The 20,074-nt window shown below is 68.5% G+C and carries 15 protein-coding genes; 8 read left to right on the forward strand and 7 right to left on the reverse strand.

Annotated elements, in window-relative coordinates; genetic code table 11:
* Positions 1–50 precede the first annotated feature (50 nt).
* The gene (locus DFR74_RS07110) at positions 51–1,784 is read right to left on the reverse strand and encodes a GMC oxidoreductase (protein ID WP_067501867.1); all 1,734 of its coding nucleotides are present in this window, start codon (positions 1,782–1,784) and stop codon (positions 51–53) included.
* Positions 1,785–1,881: 97 nt separating this feature from the next.
* On the opposite strand from DFR74_RS07110, the gene DFR74_RS07115 reads away from it, so the two are divergent.
* From DFR74_RS07115 to DFR74_RS07130, 4 genes are all read left to right on the forward strand, one after another.
* Positions 1,882–2,577: a MerR family transcriptional regulator gene (locus DFR74_RS07115; RefSeq protein WP_067501864.1), complete on the forward strand. Its 696-nt coding sequence runs from the start codon at positions 1,882–1,884 to the stop codon at positions 2,575–2,577.
* A gap of 150 nt (positions 2,578–2,727) precedes the next feature.
* On the forward strand, positions 2,728–3,423 hold the full coding sequence (locus DFR74_RS07120; protein ID WP_067501860.1) for a TetR/AcrR family transcriptional regulator: 696 nt from the start codon (positions 2,728–2,730) through the stop codon (positions 3,421–3,423).
* Positions 3,424–3,573: 150 nt separating this feature from the next.
* Entirely contained in the window at positions 3,574–5,610 is a 2,037-nt protein-coding gene (locus DFR74_RS07125) for a CocE/NonD family hydrolase (RefSeq protein ID WP_067502171.1), read from the forward strand.
* A 134-nt stretch (positions 5,611–5,744) separates the two neighbouring features.
* Positions 5,745–6,734 (forward strand): AurF N-oxygenase family protein, encoded by a 990-nt coding sequence (locus tag DFR74_RS07130; protein ID WP_067501857.1) that lies wholly within the window; start codon positions 5,745–5,747, stop codon positions 6,732–6,734.
* 3 nt (positions 6,735–6,737) lie between these two features.
* Here the strand turns inward: DFR74_RS07130 and DFR74_RS07135 are convergent, their stop codons facing one another.
* Positions 6,738–7,466 (reverse strand): TetR/AcrR family transcriptional regulator, encoded by a 729-nt coding sequence (locus DFR74_RS07135; protein WP_084537227.1) that lies wholly within the window; start codon positions 7,464–7,466, stop codon positions 6,738–6,740.
* 432 nt (positions 7,467–7,898) lie between these two features.
* Here DFR74_RS07135 and ctaD point away from each other — a divergent pair, with 432 nt between their 5' ends.
* Positions 7,899–9,641 (forward strand): aa3-type cytochrome oxidase subunit I, encoded by a 1,743-nt coding sequence (gene ctaD, locus DFR74_RS07140; protein ID WP_067502163.1) that lies wholly within the window; start codon positions 7,899–7,901, stop codon positions 9,639–9,641.
* 64 nt (positions 9,642–9,705) lie between these two features.
* Here the strand turns inward: ctaD and DFR74_RS07145 are convergent, their stop codons facing one another.
* Positions 9,706–10,266: a TetR/AcrR family transcriptional regulator gene (locus DFR74_RS07145; RefSeq protein ID WP_067501854.1), complete on the reverse strand. Its 561-nt coding sequence runs from the start codon at positions 10,264–10,266 to the stop codon at positions 9,706–9,708.
* Between the two features lie 34 nt (positions 10,267–10,300).
* Positions 10,301–11,521: a cytochrome P450 gene (locus DFR74_RS07150; RefSeq protein WP_067501852.1), complete on the reverse strand. Its 1,221-nt coding sequence runs from the start codon at positions 11,519–11,521 to the stop codon at positions 10,301–10,303.
* Positions 11,522–11,732: 211 nt separating this feature from the next.
* On the opposite strand from DFR74_RS07150, the gene DFR74_RS07155 reads away from it, so the two are divergent.
* Positions 11,733–13,352 (forward strand): amidohydrolase, encoded by a 1,620-nt coding sequence (locus DFR74_RS07155; RefSeq protein WP_067501849.1) that lies wholly within the window; start codon positions 11,733–11,735, stop codon positions 13,350–13,352.
* 140 nt (positions 13,353–13,492) lie between these two features.
* The gene (locus DFR74_RS07160; protein ID WP_067501846.1) at positions 13,493–14,743 is read left to right on the forward strand and encodes a PucR family transcriptional regulator; all 1,251 of its coding nucleotides are present in this window, start codon (positions 13,493–13,495) and stop codon (positions 14,741–14,743) included.
* On the opposite strand, the gene DFR74_RS07165 is transcribed toward DFR74_RS07160, so the two are convergent.
* Positions 14,727–16,049, reverse strand: coding sequence for a family 1 glycosylhydrolase (locus DFR74_RS07165; protein ID WP_067501843.1), 1,323 nt, complete (start codon positions 16,047–16,049; stop codon positions 14,727–14,729). The genes DFR74_RS07160 and DFR74_RS07165 overlap by 17 nt on opposite strands.
* Positions 16,050–16,628: 579 nt before the next feature.
* Between DFR74_RS07165 and DFR74_RS07170 the strand changes: the two genes are divergently transcribed.
* A complete protein-coding gene (locus DFR74_RS07170; protein ID WP_147265755.1) occupies positions 16,629–16,919 on the forward strand; it encodes an alpha/beta hydrolase in 291 nt (96 codons plus the stop codon).
* 21 nt (positions 16,920–16,940) lie between these two features.
* Here DFR74_RS07170 and DFR74_RS07175 read toward each other — a convergent pair whose 3' ends face one another.
* Positions 16,941–19,133, reverse strand: a complete 2,193-nt coding sequence (locus DFR74_RS07175; RefSeq protein ID WP_067501837.1) for an MMPL family transporter — start codon at positions 19,131–19,133, stop codon at positions 16,941–16,943.
* Positions 19,134–19,265: 132 nt separating this feature from the next.
* A complete protein-coding gene (locus tag DFR74_RS07180; protein ID WP_067501835.1) occupies positions 19,266–19,994 on the reverse strand; it encodes an endonuclease/exonuclease/phosphatase family protein in 729 nt (242 codons plus the stop codon).
* Between the last annotated feature and the right edge of the window lie 80 nt (positions 19,995–20,074).

The following is a 20,074-nucleotide window of genomic DNA, read 5'->3' on the forward strand; positions in this document are numbered from 1 at the left end:
AAACTAGCACGCGGAGTTGGCTTTTCGGGGAAGTACGCCGGACGGCAGGCTCAGCCGGCGGCCGGCGCCTCCTGGTCGCTGCGGCGGACCGGGGTGATCGGCAGCACGAGTGCGCCCGGCGCGCCCGCGGGCACCACGGGCTTGCTCGGCGCGACGGGGGAGATGCGCCGGTAGCCCTCGCTCTGCTCGGGCCGGTTGTCCACTTCACCCTTGTTCGGCCAGTACGCGGCGGCGCGCTCGGCCTGGGCGGTGATGGTGAGCGACGGGTTCACGCCGAGGTTGGCCGACACGGCGGCCCCGTCCACCACACTGAGCGTGGGGTAGCCGTAGACGCGGTGGTAGGGGTCGATCACGCCGTGTTCCGGATCGGCCCCGATCGCCGCCCCGCCGAGGAAGTGCGCGGTGAGCGGGATGTTGAAGATCTCGCCCCAGCTGCCGCCCGCGACGCCGCCGATCTCGTCGGCCACCTTGCGGGTGACCTCGTTGCCGACCGGGATCCACGTCGGATTCGGTTCGCCGTGGCCCTGTTTCGAGGTCAGCTTGCGCCCGAACAGGCCGCGCTTGGTGTAGGTGGTGATGGAGTTGTCCAGATGCTGCATCACCAGCGAGATGATCGTGCGCTCGCTCCAGTTCTTGGTGCTCAGGAACTGCACCAGCCGCATCGGGTGCCGCAGCACCAGCAGCACGAATTTCAGCCAGCGCGGCAGACGTCCGCCGCCGTCGACCATCAGCGTCTGCAACAGGCCCATCGAGTTGGACCCCTTGCCGTAGCGGACGGGTTCGATGTGGGTGTCGGGCGTCGGATGGATCGACGACGTGATCGCCACACCCTTGGTGAAGTCCACGCCCGGCGTGACCTTTCTGGTGGCCGCGCCCACGATGGACTCGGAATTGGTGCGGGTGAGCACGCCCAAGCGGTCCGAGAGGTTGGGCAGCACACCCTTGTCGCGCATGTCGAACAGCAGCTTCTGGGTGCCGCGCGTCCCCGCCGCCAGCACCACGTGCTTGGCGGTGAAGGTCTTGGGCTGCTTGCGGATCAGCGCGCCCGTGCGCTTGGCGTCGACGTCCCAGGTGCCGTCGGGCAGCGGCCGGATCGCGCTCACGGTCGTCATCGGCACCACCTCGGCGCCCGCCTTCTCGGCCAGGTACAGGTAGTTCTTGACGAGGGTGTTCTTGGCGCCGAACTTGCAGCCGACCATGCAGTCGCCGCACTCGACGCAGCCCGTGCGATCGGGGCCGACGCCGCCGAAGTAGGGGTCCTCCACGGTCTTGCCCGGCTCCCCGAAGAACACGCCGACCGGAGTCTGCACGAAGGTGTCGCCCACGCCCAGATCGTCGGCGACCTTCTTGAAGATCTCGTCTGCGGGCGTCATGTGCGGGTTGCGCACCACGCCGAGCATGCGCTGGGCCTGCTCGTAGTACGGGGTGAGTTCGTCGCGCCAGTCGGTGATGTCGCGCCACTGCGCGTCACGGAAGAACGGCTCCGGCGGCACGTAGAGGGTGTTGGCGTAGTTGAGCGACCCGCCGCCCACGCCCGCGCCGCCCAGGATGAGCACATCGCGCAGCAGGTGGATGCGCTGGATGCCGTAGCAGCCCAGCGCGGGCGCCCACAGGAAGTTGCGCAGGTCCCAGCTGGTCTTGGGCAGCTCGTCGTCGGCGAAGCGGCGGCCCGCCTCCAGCACGCCGACCTTGTACCCCTTCTCCACCAGGCGCAACGCGGTCACGCTGCCGCCGAAGCCGGAACCGACGATCAGGACGTCGAAGTCGGTCGTTCGCTGGGACATGCGTGGCTCCTGGGTCGGTCGACAGTGACGCGCGTTACGCTAATCCGGACAGTAGCAACTGTCAACGAAGGTGGCGCCGAGTATCTATGCTGGTCGCGTGTCCCGATACTCCCGCCTGCAACTGGCCGACCTGAGCGGCGTACCGGCGCGCACCATCCGCTACTACCACTCGCTCGGTGTGCTGCCCAAACCCGGTCGCGCGGGCAAGGAGGCGGTCTACACCGACGACCACCTGGCGCGGTTGCGCGACATCTCCGGGATGCAGGCGCGCGGGCTGCGGCTCGACGCGATCCGCGAAGTGCTCGACGCCGAGGCCCAGCAGGGCGCCCAGGCCGACTGGCGCGCGGTGCTGGACCCGCGTTATCCGGGCGGGGCCGACCAGTCGGTGGTGATCGACGACGACGAACTCACCGCGTTGCTGGGTGATCGCCGCGCCGACATCCTGGACGAACTGATCGCCGCCCAGTACGTGGAGCGCGAGGGCGCGGGCTGGCGCATCCCCGACCAGCCGATGCTCAAGGGCGCCCTGATTCTCTACGACGTCGGCACCGACATCACCCTCAGCGGTGCGCTGCGCAAACTCATCCGCGCCCGCATCGCCGATCTGGCCGACGAGATGGTCCGCACCTTCCGCGACGCCGCCGAGACGAGCTACGGCGGCGAGGGTATCGGCACCGACCTCAGCCGGTTCCGCGACCGCTTCCGCGCCGCCGCCTGGGAGGTGGGCGGTGCGACCCTGGCCGACGAGATCGAGCGCGCCGTGCGGGAATTGGACGGCCCGGCCGGTCGCTGACGCGCTCTGAGGTGCGCGCTCGCCACTATGATTCCGCTGGCGAGCACGGGCCTGCGATGCGCTCCTGTCCGCAGTGCGACCCGGTGGGCGGCGGGCGAACGTCGACCGCCGGCCCCGTACCGAGAGCGGTGTTCTCTACAGTGGTTCACCATGGGAACACCGCGCGCCGAGGCCAGGGCCAAGACCATGGCGGACATCGTCCGGATCGGCCGCGAGCATCTGGCGGTGCACGGAGCGTCGGCGTTGTCGCTGCGGGCCGTCGCGCGGGATCTGGGCGTCGTCTCCTCGGCCGTCTACCGGTACGTGCGCAGCCGGGACGAGCTGCTGACGCTGCTGGTCGTGGACGGCTACAACGCCCTGGGCGACGCGGTGGACGCCGGTCTCGCGGACGCGCCCGCCGACCCGTCCGCGCGGCTGCGCGCGGCCGCGCACGCCGTGCGCGACTGGGCGCTGGCCGAACCCGCTTGGTACGGACTGCTTTTCGGCACGCCCGTGCCGGGCTACGAGGCGCCCGCCGAGCAAACCGTGGATCCCGGTGTGCGCGTGATCGTCGCGTTGATGCGCGTCATCGCCGACGCCTACGCCGCGGGCCTGGTGGACGAACCGTCCCGGACGGTGGCCGTCTCCGGGCCGCTGTCCGGCAGTTTCGCGGCGATCCGTGACGAATTCGCGCTGGATCTGCCGGACTGGCTGCTGGCGCGCGGCGTCTCGGTGTGGAGTGCGCTGTTCGGCGCGGTGAGCTTCGACGTGTTCGACATGTACGGCCGCGACACCTTCGCCGACCGGACCGAACTCTTCGAGTTGCAGGTGGCGAACCTGGTGGCACTGCTGGGTTTTCGACGCTGAGAGTTTGCCGTACGGATCGCCCTCGGGGGTTGCGCGCACGGGACTTGGTGTGTCCTGGGCAACTATTGTCCCAGACTGTGTCACCGATTACAGTTTCTCGCCGGAAGGGCAGGTCCGGTGCACCGGTGCATCGGCGAGGAGCGGGGCAACATGTATCGAGGACGCCGACTCGCGCGCACCCTGATTGCGGGGCTGGTCACCGTGGTGACGATCGGAATGGGCGCCGTGGCGGCGCAGAGCGGACAGGCGGCGCCCGACGGGGGCGCGCTGGGCGCCCAGTGGACCGCCACCCACGACGGACCGCGCGCCCATCCGAACGTGCACATCGAGTGGGACGTGCCGATCACGATGAGCGACGGCACGGTGCTCAAGGGCAACGTGTACCGCCCGGCGGACGCGGCGGGCCGCCCGATCGAGTCGCCGGTGCCGACCATCGTGAACCTCACCCCGTACACGAAACTCGTGTCGAACCTCGCGGATTCGGTGTTGACCTTCCCGGTGCTGGCCGACGCGCTCACCGAGTTCTTCAAGACCTTCGACCTGTCCGGCATCGGCCTGGGCGGGCTCACCGACGTCACCAAGGTGTTGCCCGCGGGCTCGCTGCGCGCCTTCGGCGTCGACCGCAAGCTGGTGCAGAGTGGGTACGCGCAGGTGGTGGTCGACGTGCGCGGCACCGGCTTCTCCCAGGGCACCTGGCAGGTGTTCGGCGAGCGCGAGCAGCAGGACGGCGTCGAGGTCGTGGAATGGGCGGCGCGCCAACCGTGGTCGGACGGCAAGGTCGGGATGAACGGCATCTCGTACTCGGCGATCAATCAGGTGCACACCGCCGAGCGCCGCCCCGAGCCGCTGAAGGCCATCTTCCCGATCGTGCCCGGCAGCGATCTGCTGCGCGATATCGCCGCGACCGGCGGCGGCGTGGGTCTGGGCTTCCTGCCCGCGTGGTTGCTCGCGGTGAACGGCACCAAGCTGGTGCCCGACGTCCAATCGATGCTCACCGGCCGATTCGACGGCCGCTGGCTACAGGACCGCATCGCCGACCCGTTCACCTTCTTCAACTACCTGCTCGCATCGCTGACCGTGCCCAGCGTGGACGCCATCCCGCCCGACTTGCAAGTGCTGCTCACCGACGACAGCCCCATCCGCACCGCCTGGCTCGGGCATCCGGAGCGGGTGAACATCCCGACCTTCGTCTACGGCGGCTGGCACGACATCTTCACCTACTCCTCGCCGCGCGTCTATCAGGCCGTGGATGTGCCGGACGCGCAGAAAAAGCTCATCATGGGCGACATCTACCACCTCACCAACGGCAGCGGCAACGGCCTGCCCGGCGCGCCCCCGCGCCTGGACGTGTTGCAGCGCGCGTGGTTCGACAAGTGGCTGAAGGGCATCGACAACGGCATCGACCGCTACGACAATGTGACGCTCTGGCAGCAGGGCAACGGCTGGACCAGCGACAGCGCCTTCCCGCGCCCCGGTATGGAGTACCGGCGGATGTATCTCGACGCCGCGCGCTCGGGCACGGCGAACAGCGTGCACGACGGCAGCCTGTCCACCCGGCCCGGCGCTCCGGCGCGCCTGACGGTGGCGCCGGGGCTCGCGAGCCTGTGCTCCCGTGATTCGGCCACCGGCACGGCAGGCATGACCAGCTTGCTCGACGTGTGCGCCGAGGACGCGCGGATCAACGAACTCAACGGCCTCACCTTCACCAGCGCACCCGTCGCCGAGCCGACGCGGGTGTCGGGACCGATCGCGGTGCACCTCAACACCGTGCTCGACACCACCGACGGCTACTGGGCTGTCACCGTCAACGATGTCGCCCCGGACGGCAGGTCGACGGTGTGGACCAGCGGCCAGCTCCAGGCCTCGCTGCGAAAAGTGAACGACGCCAAGGCGACTCGTTCACCCAACGGCGACTACACCGATCCGTACCCGTATCTCACGCTGGCCGACCGGCTGCCGCTCAAGCCGGGGGAACCGACCATCGTCGACATCGGCCTGCCCGCCACCGACGGCGTGCTGAAACCGGGCCATCGCCTGCGCGTCGACGTGTACGCCTTCAACTTCCCGCGCGGTATGCCGCTGCGCCCGTTGCTCAACGAGAGCGAGCTGCGCCCGCAGCACGTCGAACTCGATCCGAATCGCCCGAGCTGGGTCAACATTCCGATTTCCGGGAATCCCGGCTGGTAGCGGGGCACATTTCGGTCGCGACCGGCCGCGCCCCATTGTGTGGGACTGTGAGTCCCATATATTCTGGGTCACATCACGCGAGAGGCGTGCGCAGTGGCCGGGGCGGGGCGCCGGCCTGGAGCGAGGAGGCATCGATGACGCTGTCCGAATCGGTTCGCAACCGACTGTTCGACCAGGCCTACTGGGATACCCTGGCGACCCTGTCCGACGGTTCGGTGCACCGGAAGTTCGACCCTTACCTGGACATCGACTGGGACGGACCGGAATTCGCGATCGACCGGGACGATCCCCGGTGGGTCCTGTCGCCGGAGTTCGATCCGCTCGGCGCCACCGAGTGGTACCGCTCGCTGCCGCGGCAGCGGCAGATCGAGATCGGCCGCTGGCGCACCGCCAACGTCATCAAGGTCGGCGCGGCCTTCGAGAGCGTGCTGATCCGCGGGATGATGCAGTACATCATGAAGCTGCCCAACGGCTCCCCGGAGTTCCGGTACTGCCTGCACGAGATGACCGAAGAGTGCAACCACATCCAGATGTTCCAGGAGCTGGTGAACCGCATCGGTGACGACGTGCCCGGTATGCGGCCGCTGTTCCGCGCGCTCTCGCCGCTGATCGGCGTGGCGGGCGGGTACGCGCACGTCATCCTGTTCATCGGCATCCTGGGCGGCGAGGAGCCGATCGACCACTACCAGAAGGCGATCATCCGCGACGGCGGCAACATCCCGCCCGCGGTGCTGCGGGCCATGGAGATCCACATCGCCGAGGAGGCCAGGCACATCTCCTTCGCCAACGAATTCCTCGCCGCGCACCTGGAGCGCATGAATCCGGCGGGGCGCGCGGTGTGCTCGCTGGCATTCCCGCTGGCCATGCGGTGGCTGGCCGGGGAGATCATGGCACCGTCGCGGTCGTTCGCCAAGCAGTTCGACATCCCGGCCCAGGTGTGGCGCGAGGCGTTCTGGGACGGGCCGCACCAGCGGCGCATCCTGTCCGGCTACTTCGGCGACATCCGCAGGCTGGCGACCGATCTGGGCCTGATGAATCCGGTCGCCAAGCGGGTGTGGCGGATGCTGCGCATCGACGGCGATCTCGCCCGCTACCGCAGCGAGCCGGAACGCCGGGCCGCCTGACGCTCAGCCGTCGGCGTCGGCGAGGCGGCTGAGGACCGCGAGCAGCGGCTCGTCCGGATCGAGGGCGAGCCGGTGCGCGCGGGCGACACCGTCGATCACGCTCCACGCGTAGGCGGACAGTTCCCCGACCAGAGTGTCGCGGTCCATGGCCCGGTCGGGGGAGCGCGCCCAGCGCGAGACCGTGGCCTCGGTCATGGAGACGATCGCGAACGTCATGGTGTCGGCGACCGGCTCGTCCACCACGCCGATCACCCCGGCCAGCCCGGAGACCAGCTGCCTGGTGCGCGCGGCGATGCGATCCTTCAGGCTGCTGGCCGCGTCCACGTCGTCGGGGTCGCCGAGCGCGGGGCCGCGGCGCAGGAAGTCGTAGAGGCGGGCGTGCCGGTCGATCCAGTCCACCACCGCGCCGATGGTGCGGTGCAGGATGGCGCGGATGGAGCCGTCGCTGATGTCGAGGGCGGTGTCGATATCGTCGGTGAACTGGTCGCCGATGGCGGTCCTGGTGCGCCGGTCGAGGTCGTCGCGGCCCGAGAACTGCCGGTACACCACGGATTTGGAGAGTCCGGCGCGTTCGGTGATCCGCTGCATCGGCACCTCGACGCCGAGCGGTGTCTCCTCGATGAGCTCGATCAGCGCTGTGACGATGCGTTCGCGGCGGCGGTCGTTGTGCGGTTGCCAGCGCGCCTGCCTGCCGCCGGTGGGCGGCGACTCGGCGGACGGCGACAGCGACACGGCCCGAGTCTAGAGGATGCGCGCGCGGGCCACGGGCGATCGCGGCGGACGCCGAACCCGATCTTGTTGCCGCACAACGCCGGCGGGGGAGCGTGGATACATGGCCGCCGACCCGCAGGGGGCGCGTGGCGCCGAGTGCGACGGCCATGCGACGGAGACGATAGCCCAGTACTGTCGCCGTGTCCGCGAAACCGCGATCACGACGGTGTTTCGCCCTCGTCCGCACCCGGGATCCGCGCTGAGACAAAAGCTTCCGATTCACATTCGCGCAGGTAACGGCCGTTTCCGGCGGGGGTAACGACACGGCGGCAAGGTGCCCGAATCGAAGGCCTTGCGCAATTGCCCGGCGTATGCTCTGCGTCGTTCATCGTGGGTTCCGCGAGGCGGTCGCGGGCTACGGACCGGATTTCGACGCGCGACGAGGAGAATGTGGTGACAGCCGTAGCTCCCAGGCCGGAGCCGGAACTCGAGGCGGTACGACCCTTCCCGGCGCGGACGGGCCCCAAGGGGTCGTTCATCCTGAAGCTGGTCACGACGACCGACCCCAAGGTGCTCGGCACCATGTACTTGTTCACGTCGATGTCGTTCTTCCTCATCGGCGGGCTGATGGCGCTGCTGATGCGCGGCGAGCTGGCGCGCCCGGGGATGCAGTTCCTCTCGACCGAGCAGTTCAATCAGCTGTTCACCATGCACGGCACGATCATGCTGCTGTTCTACGCGACCGCCGTGGTGTTCGCATTCGCCAATATCGTCCTGCCCTTGCAGATCGGCGCGCCCGATGTGGCGTTCCCGCGCCTGAACGCCTTCAGCTACTGGCTGTACCTGTTCGGTGCGTCGATGGCGACGGCGGGCTTCGTCACCCCGGGCGGCGCGGCCGACTTCGGCTGGACGGCCTACGTGCCGCTCAGCGATATCGTCCACGCCCCGGGCGTCGGCGCGGACCTGTGGATCCTCGGCTTGGCGGTGTCGGGTCTGGGCACCATCCTCGGCGCGGTCAACATGATCACCACGGTGGTGTGCCTGCGCGCTCCGGGCATGACCATGTTCCGGATGCCGATCTTCACCTGGAACATCGTGGTGACCAGCGTGCTGATCCTGCTGGCCTTCCCGATTCTCACGGCCGCGCTGTTCGCGCTCGCCTACGACCGGCATCTGGGTGGACACATCTACGACCCGGCCACCGGCGGGGTGATCCTGTTCCAGCACCTGTTCTGGTATTTCGGGCACCCCGAGGTGTACATCATCGCGCTGCCGTTCTTCGGCATCGTGTCCGAGATCTTCCCGGTGTTCTCGCGCAAGCCGATCTTCGGCTACACCACGCTGGTGTACGCGACCCTGGCCATCGCCGCGCTGTCGGTGGCGGTGTGGGCACACCACATGTTCGCCACCGGTGCGGTACTGCTGCCGTACTTCTCGTTCATGACCTTCCTCATCGCGGTTCCGACGGGCGTGAAGTTCTTCAACTGGATCGGCACCATGTGGCGCGGGCACCTGACCTTCGAGACGCCGATGCTGTTCTCCATCGGTTTCATCGTGACGTTCCTGTTCGGTGGCTTGTCCGGCGTCATCCTGGCCTCGCCCCCGATGGACTTCCACGTGTCCGACACCTACTTCGTGGTGGCGCACTTCCACTACGTGCTCTTCGGCACCATCGCCTTCGCGACCTACGCCGGGATCTACTTCTGGTTCCCGAAGATGACCGGCCGCATGCTCGACGAACGGCTCGGCAAGTGGCACTTCTGGACCACCTTCATCGGATTCCACACCACGTTCCTGGTGCAGCACTGGCTGGGCAACGAAGGGATGCCGCGCCGCTACGCCGACTACCTGCCGTCGGACGGCTTCACGACGCTGAACACGGTGTCGACCATCGGGTCGTTCATCCTCGGCGCGTCGCTGCTGCCGTTCCTCTGGAACGTCTTCAAGAGCTACCGGTACGGCGAGGTCGTCACGGTCGACGACCCGTGGGGCTACGGGAACTCCCTGGAGTGGGCCACCACCTGCCCGCCGCCGCGGCACAACTTCTACGAGCTGCCCCGGATCCGTTCGGAGCGACCGGCTTTCGAGCTGCACTACCCGCACATGGTGGACCGGATGCGCGCCGAGGCGCACGTGGGGTGGGGTTCCGGAAAGCACGGGCACGCCGTCGAGGAGAAGGCGACCGCCGGCACCTAGTCCCGGCGGCTTCGGCTCGTGGAGACCGTGGATATCTCGTTGGTATCCACGGCCTTTCGCACGGTCAGCGGGACACGAACAGCGGCGCGAGGAACTGCTCGAGCATCGCGCGCTCGTCGCTGTCGTCCACGCCGGGCACGGTCAATAGCGAGACGATCAACCGGGTCAGCCAGCGTGCCCAGCGCGTGCGATCCTCCCGGGTGCCGAGTTCCTCCGGCAGGAACGCGGCCGTCAATCCTTCGATCACCGCCGAGGACTGTCCGATCTCGACGGCCACTCCGGCGTCGGCGGGCCGGAACCAGGCGATGAGCAGCGGATCGGCCCGCACCGCGCGCACGGCGGCGAGCACCGCCGCCACCACCCGCTCACCCGGATCGGCGATCCCGCCCACTTCGGCCGCGACCGCCGCCCCCAGACGCCGGGCCTCGCGGTGCACGAACGCCAACCGCACCGCCTGCCGGTTCTCGAAGTACCGGTACAGCGTCGCCCGGGAGCATCCGGCCGCCTCCGCGATATCGGCCATCTGCGTCTCGGCGACGCCCTGCTGGGCGAACAGTTCCGCCGCGGCGTCCAGAATGCGTTGTGCCGCAAGCGTGCTGCGCTCGTCGGCCAACCAGCCACTCATGCCCGGCCTCCGCTCGTCGCCGGCCCGCGCGCGCTCACGCGTCCGCCACGAACGGAACGCTGACCGGCCTGCGCACGTAGTTGCCCTCCGCGTAGCGGATGCCGTCCAGATCGACGGCGAAATTCGGGCAGCGGGCCAGCAGCTCTTGCAGGGCGATGGTGGCCTGCATGCGGGCGGCGGCCGCGCCGAGGCAGTGATGGTTGCCGTGGCCGAAGGTGAGAATGGTGCGCGGCTTGCGCGTGACGTCCAATTCGCCCGCGTCCGGGCCGAATTCGCGTTCGTCCCGGTTGGCCGAGGCGTAGAGCAGCAGCGCGCGCCGCCCGGCCGGAATGGTCACGCCCTCGATCTGCACGTCGCGGGTCGCGGTGCGCGCCATGTTCTGCACGGGGGAGGTGAGCCGCAGGAACTCGGGCACGGAGTCGGGGATGAGCCCGGGATCGTCGATCAAACGCTGCCGCTGATCCCGGTGCACGGTGAGCAATTGCACGGCGCCGCCGAGGTTTCCGGTGGTGGTGTCGTTGCCGCCGGTGATCATCGTGAACGCGAAGCCCAGGATCTGGAGGAGGCCGGGAATGTCGTCGGGGCCGCCGAGGCCCGAGGCGACCAGGTGGCTGATGGTGTCGTCGGCCGGTTCGGTGCGACGGCGTTCGATCATGGCGGTGAAGTAGGCCATCAGCTCGCCGACCGCCTGCTGCGCCGAGGCGACGTCGCCGACCGAGCCCGCGGCGACGATCGCGTCGGTCCAGCCGTCGAACTCGGCCCGGTCCGCTTCTGGCACACCGAGATAGTGCGCGACGACCATGGTGGGCAAGGGCTTGAACAGCTCGGTGACGATGTCACCGCCACCGGCCGCGCGCAGCCGCTCGAGCCGTTCCACCACGAACCGCCGCACCGCGGGGCGGATCTCTTCGACCTGGCGCGGCGTGAACCCCTTGGCCACCCGCCTGCGGAACACGGTGTGGTCGGGCGCGTCGGTGAACACGAACGGCTTGTTGTCGCCGAGGCCGAGTTTGTCGAGGTCGTGGTAGTCGACGGTGATGCCGGACGCCGACGAGAACGTCTCGGCGTCGCGGACGGCGTCGTACACGTCGGCGAACCGGGACAGCACGTAGTAGTCCTGGTCGGGTCGTCCGGGCGGGACGGCGTGGTGCACCGGATCGTGATCGCGCAACCACGTGTACATCGGCCAGGGCTCGCGCCACGACTCGCCGGACCGGAGCTCGAACGCGGACTCGTGGGACACACCAGCTGTCATATATCGACGGTAAGACAAATGTGAAGAAATGTCTAGAACGGGTTTCAGTTGCGGAACCGGAGGTGATCGGGGATGAAAGTAAATGATCAGCAAACGCTGATCTTGCCCATGAAGCCGACTTCGCGGCGGTATCGTCGGTACTCGCAAGCTCTTCGCAATCCAGTGGCAAAGCCGTTCCCCCGCTGAACAACCCGCGTGCACGGAGGTGTCGATGAGCACAGCCGACCTGATCTTCACCGGCGGCCCGATCCTGACCATGGACCCCGAATTCGCCGGCGCGACCGCCATCGCGGTCGAGCGGGGACGGATCTGCGCCGTCGGCGGGGCGGAGGTGCTGCGGCTGCGCGGTCCCGGCACCGACGTGATCGACCTGGCCGGACGCTGTCTCCTGCCGGGATTCGTGGAGGCGCACACCCACCCCACCCAGGATCAGATGCTCTACTCCGACACCGTCGTCGACATCCGGCCGGTCACCACGTGCCCCACCGCCGAGGACGCGCATGCCGCGATCCTGAGCGCCGTCGCCGACGCGCCCGCGGGCCGTCCGCTGATCTTCTACGGCGTGGACGTTCTGTTGCAGACCGGTTTCCCGGAGCCCACGAAGGCGTGGCTGGACGAACTCGGCCCGAACCGGCCGATCGTTGTCTGGCAGAACTCCGGACATCTGGCCTGGGCCAACAGCGCCGCCCTGCGCCTGGCCGAACTCGACGACGGCGTCCCTGATCCGCCGGGCGGCTCCTACGATCGCGACGAGCACGGTCTGCTCACCGGCAAGGTATTCGAGGCGCCCGCGGTGCTGTCGGTGGTGGCGCCGATCCTGGCCGATCAGCTCACCGATCCCGAACTGCTCGCCCGCGAGCAGGCCGACCTGGCCTCGCGCGGCGTAACCCTGTGCAGCGATATGGCTTTCGCGGAACAGATGCGTCCGCTCACCGCCGCGCTCTACCAGCAGGGGCGGGGGAAGGTGCGGCTGCGCGCCTACGAGATGGCCAACCCGATGGGGGAGACGTTCTGCCCGATCACCAACGGCGACGACATGTTTCGCCAGATCGGCATGAAGGTGTGGCTGGACGGGTCGCCCTGGGTGGGCAATATCGACACCTCGTTCCCGTACTTGAACACACCGGCCACCGCCGCGCTCGGCCTCGGCCACGATCACCGCGGGCACGCCAACTACACCGAGGAGGAGCTGGACCGCATCGTCGGAGCGTACTACCCGGCGGGCTGGCAGATCGCCTGTCACGTGCACGGCGACCTCGGCGTCGACACTGTCCTCGACGTGTACGAGCATGCGCTGCAACGATATCCGCGCACCGACCACCGGCTGCGCCTCGAGCACTGCGGAGCGATGACGGCCGTGCAGTTCCAGCGCGCCGCGCGACTCGGCATCGCGTGCAGCCTCTTCGTGGATCACCTCTACTACTGGGGTGATGTCCTGGTGGACGATCTGTTCGGGCCCGAGCGGGGCGCGCACTGGGTGCGCACGAGATCCGCGCTGGACGCCGGCGTGCGCATCTCGTTCCACAACGACAGCCCCGTCACCGAGGAGGAACCGCTGCGCAATATCGCCGCCGCGGTGACGCGACGGTCCCGCGGCGGGCGTGTCCTGGCGCCGGAGGAGTGCATCACCGTCGAGGAAGCGTTGCGCGCCCAGACGATCGACGCCGCCTACCAGTTGTTCGCCGACGACATCGCCGGCTCCCTCACGCCCGGCAAGTACGCCGATCTGTGCGTCCTCGACGCCGACCCGCGCATCGTGGATCCGGACGAATTGGCCGATATCCCTGTGCGCGCAACGTATCTCGAAGGCAAGCCGACGTTCGAGAGTTGATCGTCGAAACAACCGCTGTAGGAACTCACAAGATCGAAATGTGGCCGCGCTGGAGTCTCACAAACCGAATCCGGGCGGCTCCACAATAGTGTGTCGACCGGTTACGTTGGTGCGCTGAGGTATCCGGTGGAAGGACCGCTATGACCGCACCACACATGGCCGATCCTGATCTCATGGTCTCGGGCCGCCCGGTGTCGACGCATCTGAAGGACACCAGGATGCTCTCGCAGCGCATGGTGGGCCACTTCATCGAGAACGTCGTCCCCTGCGGCACCTTGCCCGGCGAGGCGCTGAGCGGCGACGTCACCGCCGTGACCAGGGTGTGTCTCGAACTCGCCGTGCGCATGCTGGACGGCGACGAGGTCGGCGAGGACATCGACCGGGTCGGCGCCGCCGCGGCGGGCTGGGCGCGCGAAGGTATCCCGATCGACACCATCCAGCACGCCATCCACGAGGGCTTCAAGCTGGGTTTCGATCTGATTCTGTCCAACTCGACCACGCAGGACCAGGGCAGCCTGGTGAACGTCGCGCGCCGGTTCATGGACATCCTCGACACCATCAACGTCACCGTGTCGGTCGCGTACGTGCGCGAACTGCGCGCGGTGGTGAGCGAGCACCACACGGCCGTGCACACGCTCACCTCGGCGTTGCTCGGCGGCAACAGCACCTCGACCATGGCCCGCGAGTGCGGGATCCAGGTCGCGGAGTCGTATCACGTGCTCGCGGTGTCGATTCCGCCGCACAAGGACGAGGGGAATCCGCGCCTCGACGCGAAAGTGGTGGCGCGCAGGAAGTTACGCCGACTACAGGCCGAACTGGCCACGCGCTGCGCGGACGCCGCGCTCTCGCTGCTGAGCGTCGACGGCGGCACCATCCTCATCCCCACCACCGCGCTGGACGATGCGGACCTGGATGATCTGGTCACCCGCCTGTCGCAGGCGGCGCAGGTGCCGGTGCGGGTCGCGACCGTCGAGGCCGCGTCGGCGGAGATCCCGCAGGCCGCCGACCAGGCGCACGAACTGCTCGACATGGTGCACCGCATGCAGTGCGTGTCGGGGCTCTACCGATTCCACGATCTCGCCCTCGAATACCAGCTCACCCGGCCGGGGCCCGCGCGCGATTTCCTCGGCTCGCTGCTCGACCCGCTCGACGACTATCCGGAACTGCTGGAGACGTTGCGCGTGCACATCGGCACCAACCTGAACCGCCAGCGCACGGCCAGGATGCTGCACGTGCACACCAACACCGTCGACTACCGCCTGAAACGCATCGGTCAGCTCATCGCGTTCGACCCGACTCAGGCCTCGGGACTCTGGTACCTGCGGTCGGCGCTGGTGGCACGGGCGCATCGCGAGGGCGAGCGGGGCGAGGAACTCAGCGCGGAAGCGTGAGCGGTGCGACGCAGCTGGCGAGCGCGTCGACCAGTGAACAGTCCTTCGGTGCGCGCGTGGGCAGATAGTCGGCGGGCACGCCGCCCGCGCCGATGAGCGCCTTGTAGGCGTCCACGGCGTCGGTCGGCCTGCGAGTGAGCGTGGGATCGGTCAGCACGTCCACCGTGTAGAGGCCGAATCGCGGTGTGTAGGAGCCCCATTCGTAGTTGTCGGTGAGGCTCCAGTAGTTGTAGCCCATCAGGTTGATGCCGTCGGCCTTGGCGCGCTGGAGCCAGTAGACGGTGTCGCGCAGGTTGTCGGCGCGCGTGTAACCGTCGGCGCGGGGCAGGCCGTTCTCGGTGGGGATGCCGTTCTCCACGATGTAGAGCGGTTTGCCGGGGAAGGCCCGCGCGTAGTGTTCGAGCGCGTAGTAGATGCCTTCGGGCTGGAGCGGGTTCTTCCACAGCTCGGTGAAACTGGCGGTGCCGCTGAGGTTGTCGGGGGACAGGCCGTAGTAGTAGTCGATGCCGATGTAGTCGAGCCGGGCGGCGATCTTGTCGATGAGCGGCTTGTTCACCACGTCCTCGGCGGCGGGGATGTAGGCGACATTGCTGGTCACCATGGCCCCGGGGTGTACGCGGTGGATGTGGTCGTAGATCGCGTTGTGCGCCTGGGCGATCCGGTCGTGCATGGCGGGGACGTCGGCGGGGCCGAGGCCGCCGTGGCGGACTTCGTTGAGCACGTACATGAGCGGCTCGTTGAACGTCACCCACAGCGGGTCGTGCCGGGCGTAGCGGTCCACCACGCGACGGGCGTTGGCGAGCCAGTCGTCGACGATGCCCTGGTTGCGCCAGCCGCCGCGGTCGACCTGCCAGCCGGGGAAGACCCAGTGGTCGAGGGTGAGCATCGGGCGCATCCCGGCGGCGCGGATCGCGGCGATCACGTTGTCGTAGAAGCGGAATCCGTTCTCGTCCCACTCGCCGGGGCGCGGTTGCACGCGCGCCCACTCGATGCCGATCCGGTACACCCGCACGCCGAGTTGCGCCGCGAGACCGATGTCGGAGCGGTAGCGGCCGTGGAAGTCGACGGTGTTGAGGTAGGGGTCGGTGGTCTTGCCCTGCGCGACGTAGCGCGACCAATTGCTGTCGGGTGCATTGCCTTCCGACTGGTAACCGGAGGACGCGACGCCCCAGAGGAAGTCGTCACCGAGCGGCGGGATCCGCGTGGGCGGGGCCGGCCTGGCGTGCACCGTCGGCATGCCGACGAGGGCGGCCGCGGTGGCACCCGCGACGGCGGCGAGAATCTGGCGGCGGGTCGGTGATCGCATCGCACTCCTGTTCCGGAACGGGGACCGGCTGGCGTCCCGGGGGAGGGGAGCCGGTCGGGGAGGACCACGGCGAACACTGTAACGGTCCGGGGGACGGGAAGAGGGGAGAAGTGAAAATCAGATCAGTCGATTTCGAGTGGCGGTGAGCGGTTGCTGGACAGTTCGGCCGGCAAGTGAACAAACCCGGGGGTTCCTGACGTCGGTGATAAACAATCCAGATACGTAGATATGCGCATCTAACCATGCAATCTCACCTTCCATCCGTACCCCCATATCACCAACCCTTTTCCCTCACCCACATCCGTGGTCACGCGGCACAGAGGGGAAGGAGTCAGAGGTCGATGGCGACGGCTGTGCCGGTGTCGAACCAGTACCGGCGCTCACGCCACCGGGTGGCGGAAGATCAGCGGTGCGATACTCGGTACTCGCCTCCCGACGGACTACCTCATGCCTGCATCGAAACATGTCTACCGCTACCTCCCCGCCTCCGAGCCCGGTAGGGCGCCGCTCGTTACATCGTGCGCCGCCCTCGATCTCGGCCCAGCGCCCTTGGCGGTCGGCTTCTCTAATGGCGCGATTATGGCTACTGCGCTGCTGACGGCGCAGCCGGGCCTTCTGGCGGGCGCGATCCTGTTCCGGTCCCTGTCGCCTTTTGCCGATGACCCCGGTTGCGACCTTGCGAGGGTGCCCGTGCTGATGATCGATGGGGCGAACGACGTTCGGCGGTCGGCTGGGGACGGGCTGCGGTTGGCCGGGCGGTTGCGGCGCGCTGGTGCTCAGGTGACCCACTATGTGCTGCCGGTGGGACACTCGATCACCGCCGCGGATCGGACGCTTGCGCGGGAGTGGATTCGGGCGCAGGGATTCTGAAGCGGGGCGGCCGCGCTGGGTTCAGCGGGCGGTGACGGTGAGGGGTTCGGGGGGTTCGTCGTCGAGGAGGGGTTCGGTGAGGCCGAGTTTGCGCTGGAGGGTTCTCATCCAGGTCGGGGCCCACCAGCAGCGGTCGCCCAACATCTGCATGACGGCGGGGACGAGGAGCATGCGGAGGATGGTGGCGTCGATGAGGAGTGCGGCGATCATGCCGTAGGCGACGTACTGCATCATCACCAGGTCGGAGAAGGCGAAGGCGCCGGTGACGACGAGCAGGATGAGGGCCGCGGCGGTGATGATGCCGCCGGTGTGGGCGGTGCCGGCGCGGATGGCCTCGGCGGTGGTGGCGCCGCGCGCTCGCGCCTCGACCATGCGGGAGAGCAGGAATACCTCGTAGTCGGTGGACAGTCCGTAGACGACGGCGATGATGACGACCAGCACCGCCGACATGATCGGTTGCGGGGTGAAGTTCAGCAGGCCGGCGCCGTGCCCGTCGATGAAGATCCAGGTGAGGATGCCGAGTGTGGAGCCGAGTCCGAGCGCGCTCATGAGCGCGGCCTTGATGGGCAGGATGAGCGAGCCGAACGTGAGGAACATGAGCAGCGTGGTGACGAGCAGGACCACGACGATCATGATCGGCATGCGCTCGAGGAGCGTGTCGATGGTGTCGTGCTGGATGGCGGGTTGTCCGCCGACGAGGAGGGTGACGTCGGCGGGGAGGTCGAGCGCGCGCAGGTAGTCGATGGTGGGCCCGGCGTTGTCGGCATCTTCGAGCGTGGCGCGCAGGCGGTAGAGGTCGTCGCGCTGGGGCGCGTCGGCGGGCACGCTGAAATCGGTTCTGAGGCCGGGCGCTTCGTTGACGAGGTCGTAGAGATCGCCGATGGCGTCGCGGTTCTCGGTGATCACGACCAGTTGCAGCGGGTCGGGTTGGCGCAGTGGGAAGGTCTCGTCGAACTCGGCTTGCGCGAGGCGGGTGGAATTGTCCGGCGGCAGGTACGTTTCGCTCATTCCGCCGAAGGCGAGGTTGTTCATGGGGACGATGAGCAGCACGAGCCCGAGCAGGATCGGCGCGGCGACGCGTCCGGGGCGGCGCAGTACCCAGTCGGTGGTGCGCGCCCAGAACCCTTGCTCCACTTCGGCGGCGGATTTGGTGCGCCGGAATCGCTTGACGCCCAGCATGTCCACGCGCGGCCCGAGGATGCCCAGCGCGGCGGGCAGGATCGTGAGGGCGCAGAGCGCGGCGAGCAGCACGGCGGCGATGGCGCCGTAGGCGAGGGATTTCAGGAACCCTTGCGGGAAGAGCAGCAGTCCGCCGAGGCTGGCGACGATCATGACGGCGGAGAACACCACGGTGCGTCCGGCGGTGGTGACGGCGCGCCGCACGGCGGCGGGTGTGTCGTGTCCGGCGGCGAGTTCCTCGCGGAAGCGGCTGACGATGAACAGTCCGTAGTCGATGGCCAGCCCGATGCCGATCATGGAGACGACGCCGGTGATGAGGATGTTGACGTCGGTGACGGTGGTGAGCCACCGGATGATCCCGTTCGCGCCCGCGATGGTGAGCACGCCCATGGCGAGGGGGAGTGCGGCGGCGACCACGCCGCCGAAGATGAAGAACAGCAGCACCGCGACGACGGGCAGGGCGAGGACTTCGACCCGTTTGATGTCGTCGGTGAGGGTGTCCTGCAAGGTGACCGCGATCGGTTGCAGCCCGGCCACTTGCATGTCGACTCCGGTGAGGGTGAGCGCGTCCTCGACGTCCCGGTAGTTGCGCATGATCTCGGTGTCGTTGTCGCCGCGGATGGCGAGGGAGGCGAAGGCGTGGGTGCGGCTGTCGTCGGCGAACATGGCGCCGCTGACACGTCCGGTCTCGGTGGGCCAGTAGGCGCCGTTGACGCCGGTGATCTGGTCGGGGTGTTCCCGGGGGAGGGCGTCGAGGTGTTCGATGACCTTGTCGGCGAAGGCCGGGTCGTCGACGGTGGCGCCCTCCGGGGCGGTGAACAGCAGCAGGACGTCGGATTCATGGTCGCGGCCCCACGCCTGATCGCTGAGCTGTGCGGCGCGCGCGGATTCGGAGCCGGGGTCTTCCAATCCACTGGCGCTGAGGTGGTTCTCGACGCCGATGCCGTAGAAGCCGAGGGTGAGCAGGCCCGCGATGACGGCGCCGAGCACGCCGAATCGCAGGCGGAAGACGAGATCCCCCCAGCGCGCGAACATCAGCGGGCTCCGTGCGGGAGGGGGTGGGGTGCCGTGGTCGCCGCGTGGATTGCCAAGGGAGCGCGTCCTTTCGGAGGGCGGTGCGGGATGGATCCGCCCTCCAAGGTACCGAACACTCTGAAATGAGAATGCTTAACTATTCGCCGAGGGCCGGGTCTCGATGACCGCGCGCACCAGGTTGTGATCGGAGCGGCCCTTCACGTCTTCGACGACGGCGGCGCCCACGTGCGCGCCGCGCACCGCGATGTGGTCGATGAACTGCGATTTGGGGCCGCTGGTGCGCGGGCGCGTGGGCAGGCCGGTCTCGTCGATCGGCGCGAGGGTGAATTCGGGGCCGAGGGCGTCCGCCACGCCGGCGCGGTCGGTGTTGAAATCGCCGAGCAGTACGGTCGGGCGGCCCACGGGATCGTCTTGCGTTGCGAGGGAGGCGATCTGGCCCCGGCCGCGCCGGTCCCCGGTGATGTGGGTGGCGGTGACGCGCAAGCCCGACGCGTGCACGGTGATCGCGCCGTTGCCCGGGTCGTCCGGAAACGGCGCGGCGGCCACCTCTTTCGCGGGACCGTCCACCAGCAGCACGAGATACTCGGCGGGATCGACGAGGTCGGCGGCGCGCCGGCGCGGAATGGGCACGCGCGGATAGCGCAGCGCGTGCACGGACCGGTCGGGCAGCGCCAGGCGCAGGCTGGTGAGCAGATCGCCGCTGACTTCCTGGAGCGCGATGATGTGTTCGGCGCGGCCCGCGACCGTCTCGGTGACGGCGGCGACGCGTTCGGCTTCGTCGGGCCAGCGGTCGCCGCCGAACCCGCCCCAGTTGTCGGCGTGGATGCGATGCAGCACGTTCCAGGTGGCGACGGTGATCACATGGGGTGATGGTACCGATCGGGCGGGGGGAATTGTCGGGTTGCTCGCGCCGGGTGTGAGATCGCCCTCGCTCGGGCCCG

This window comes from Nocardia puris (genome assembly GCF_003315035.1).
GTDB classification, from domain to species: Bacteria; Actinomycetota; Actinomycetes; order Mycobacteriales; family Mycobacteriaceae; genus Nocardia; species Nocardia puris.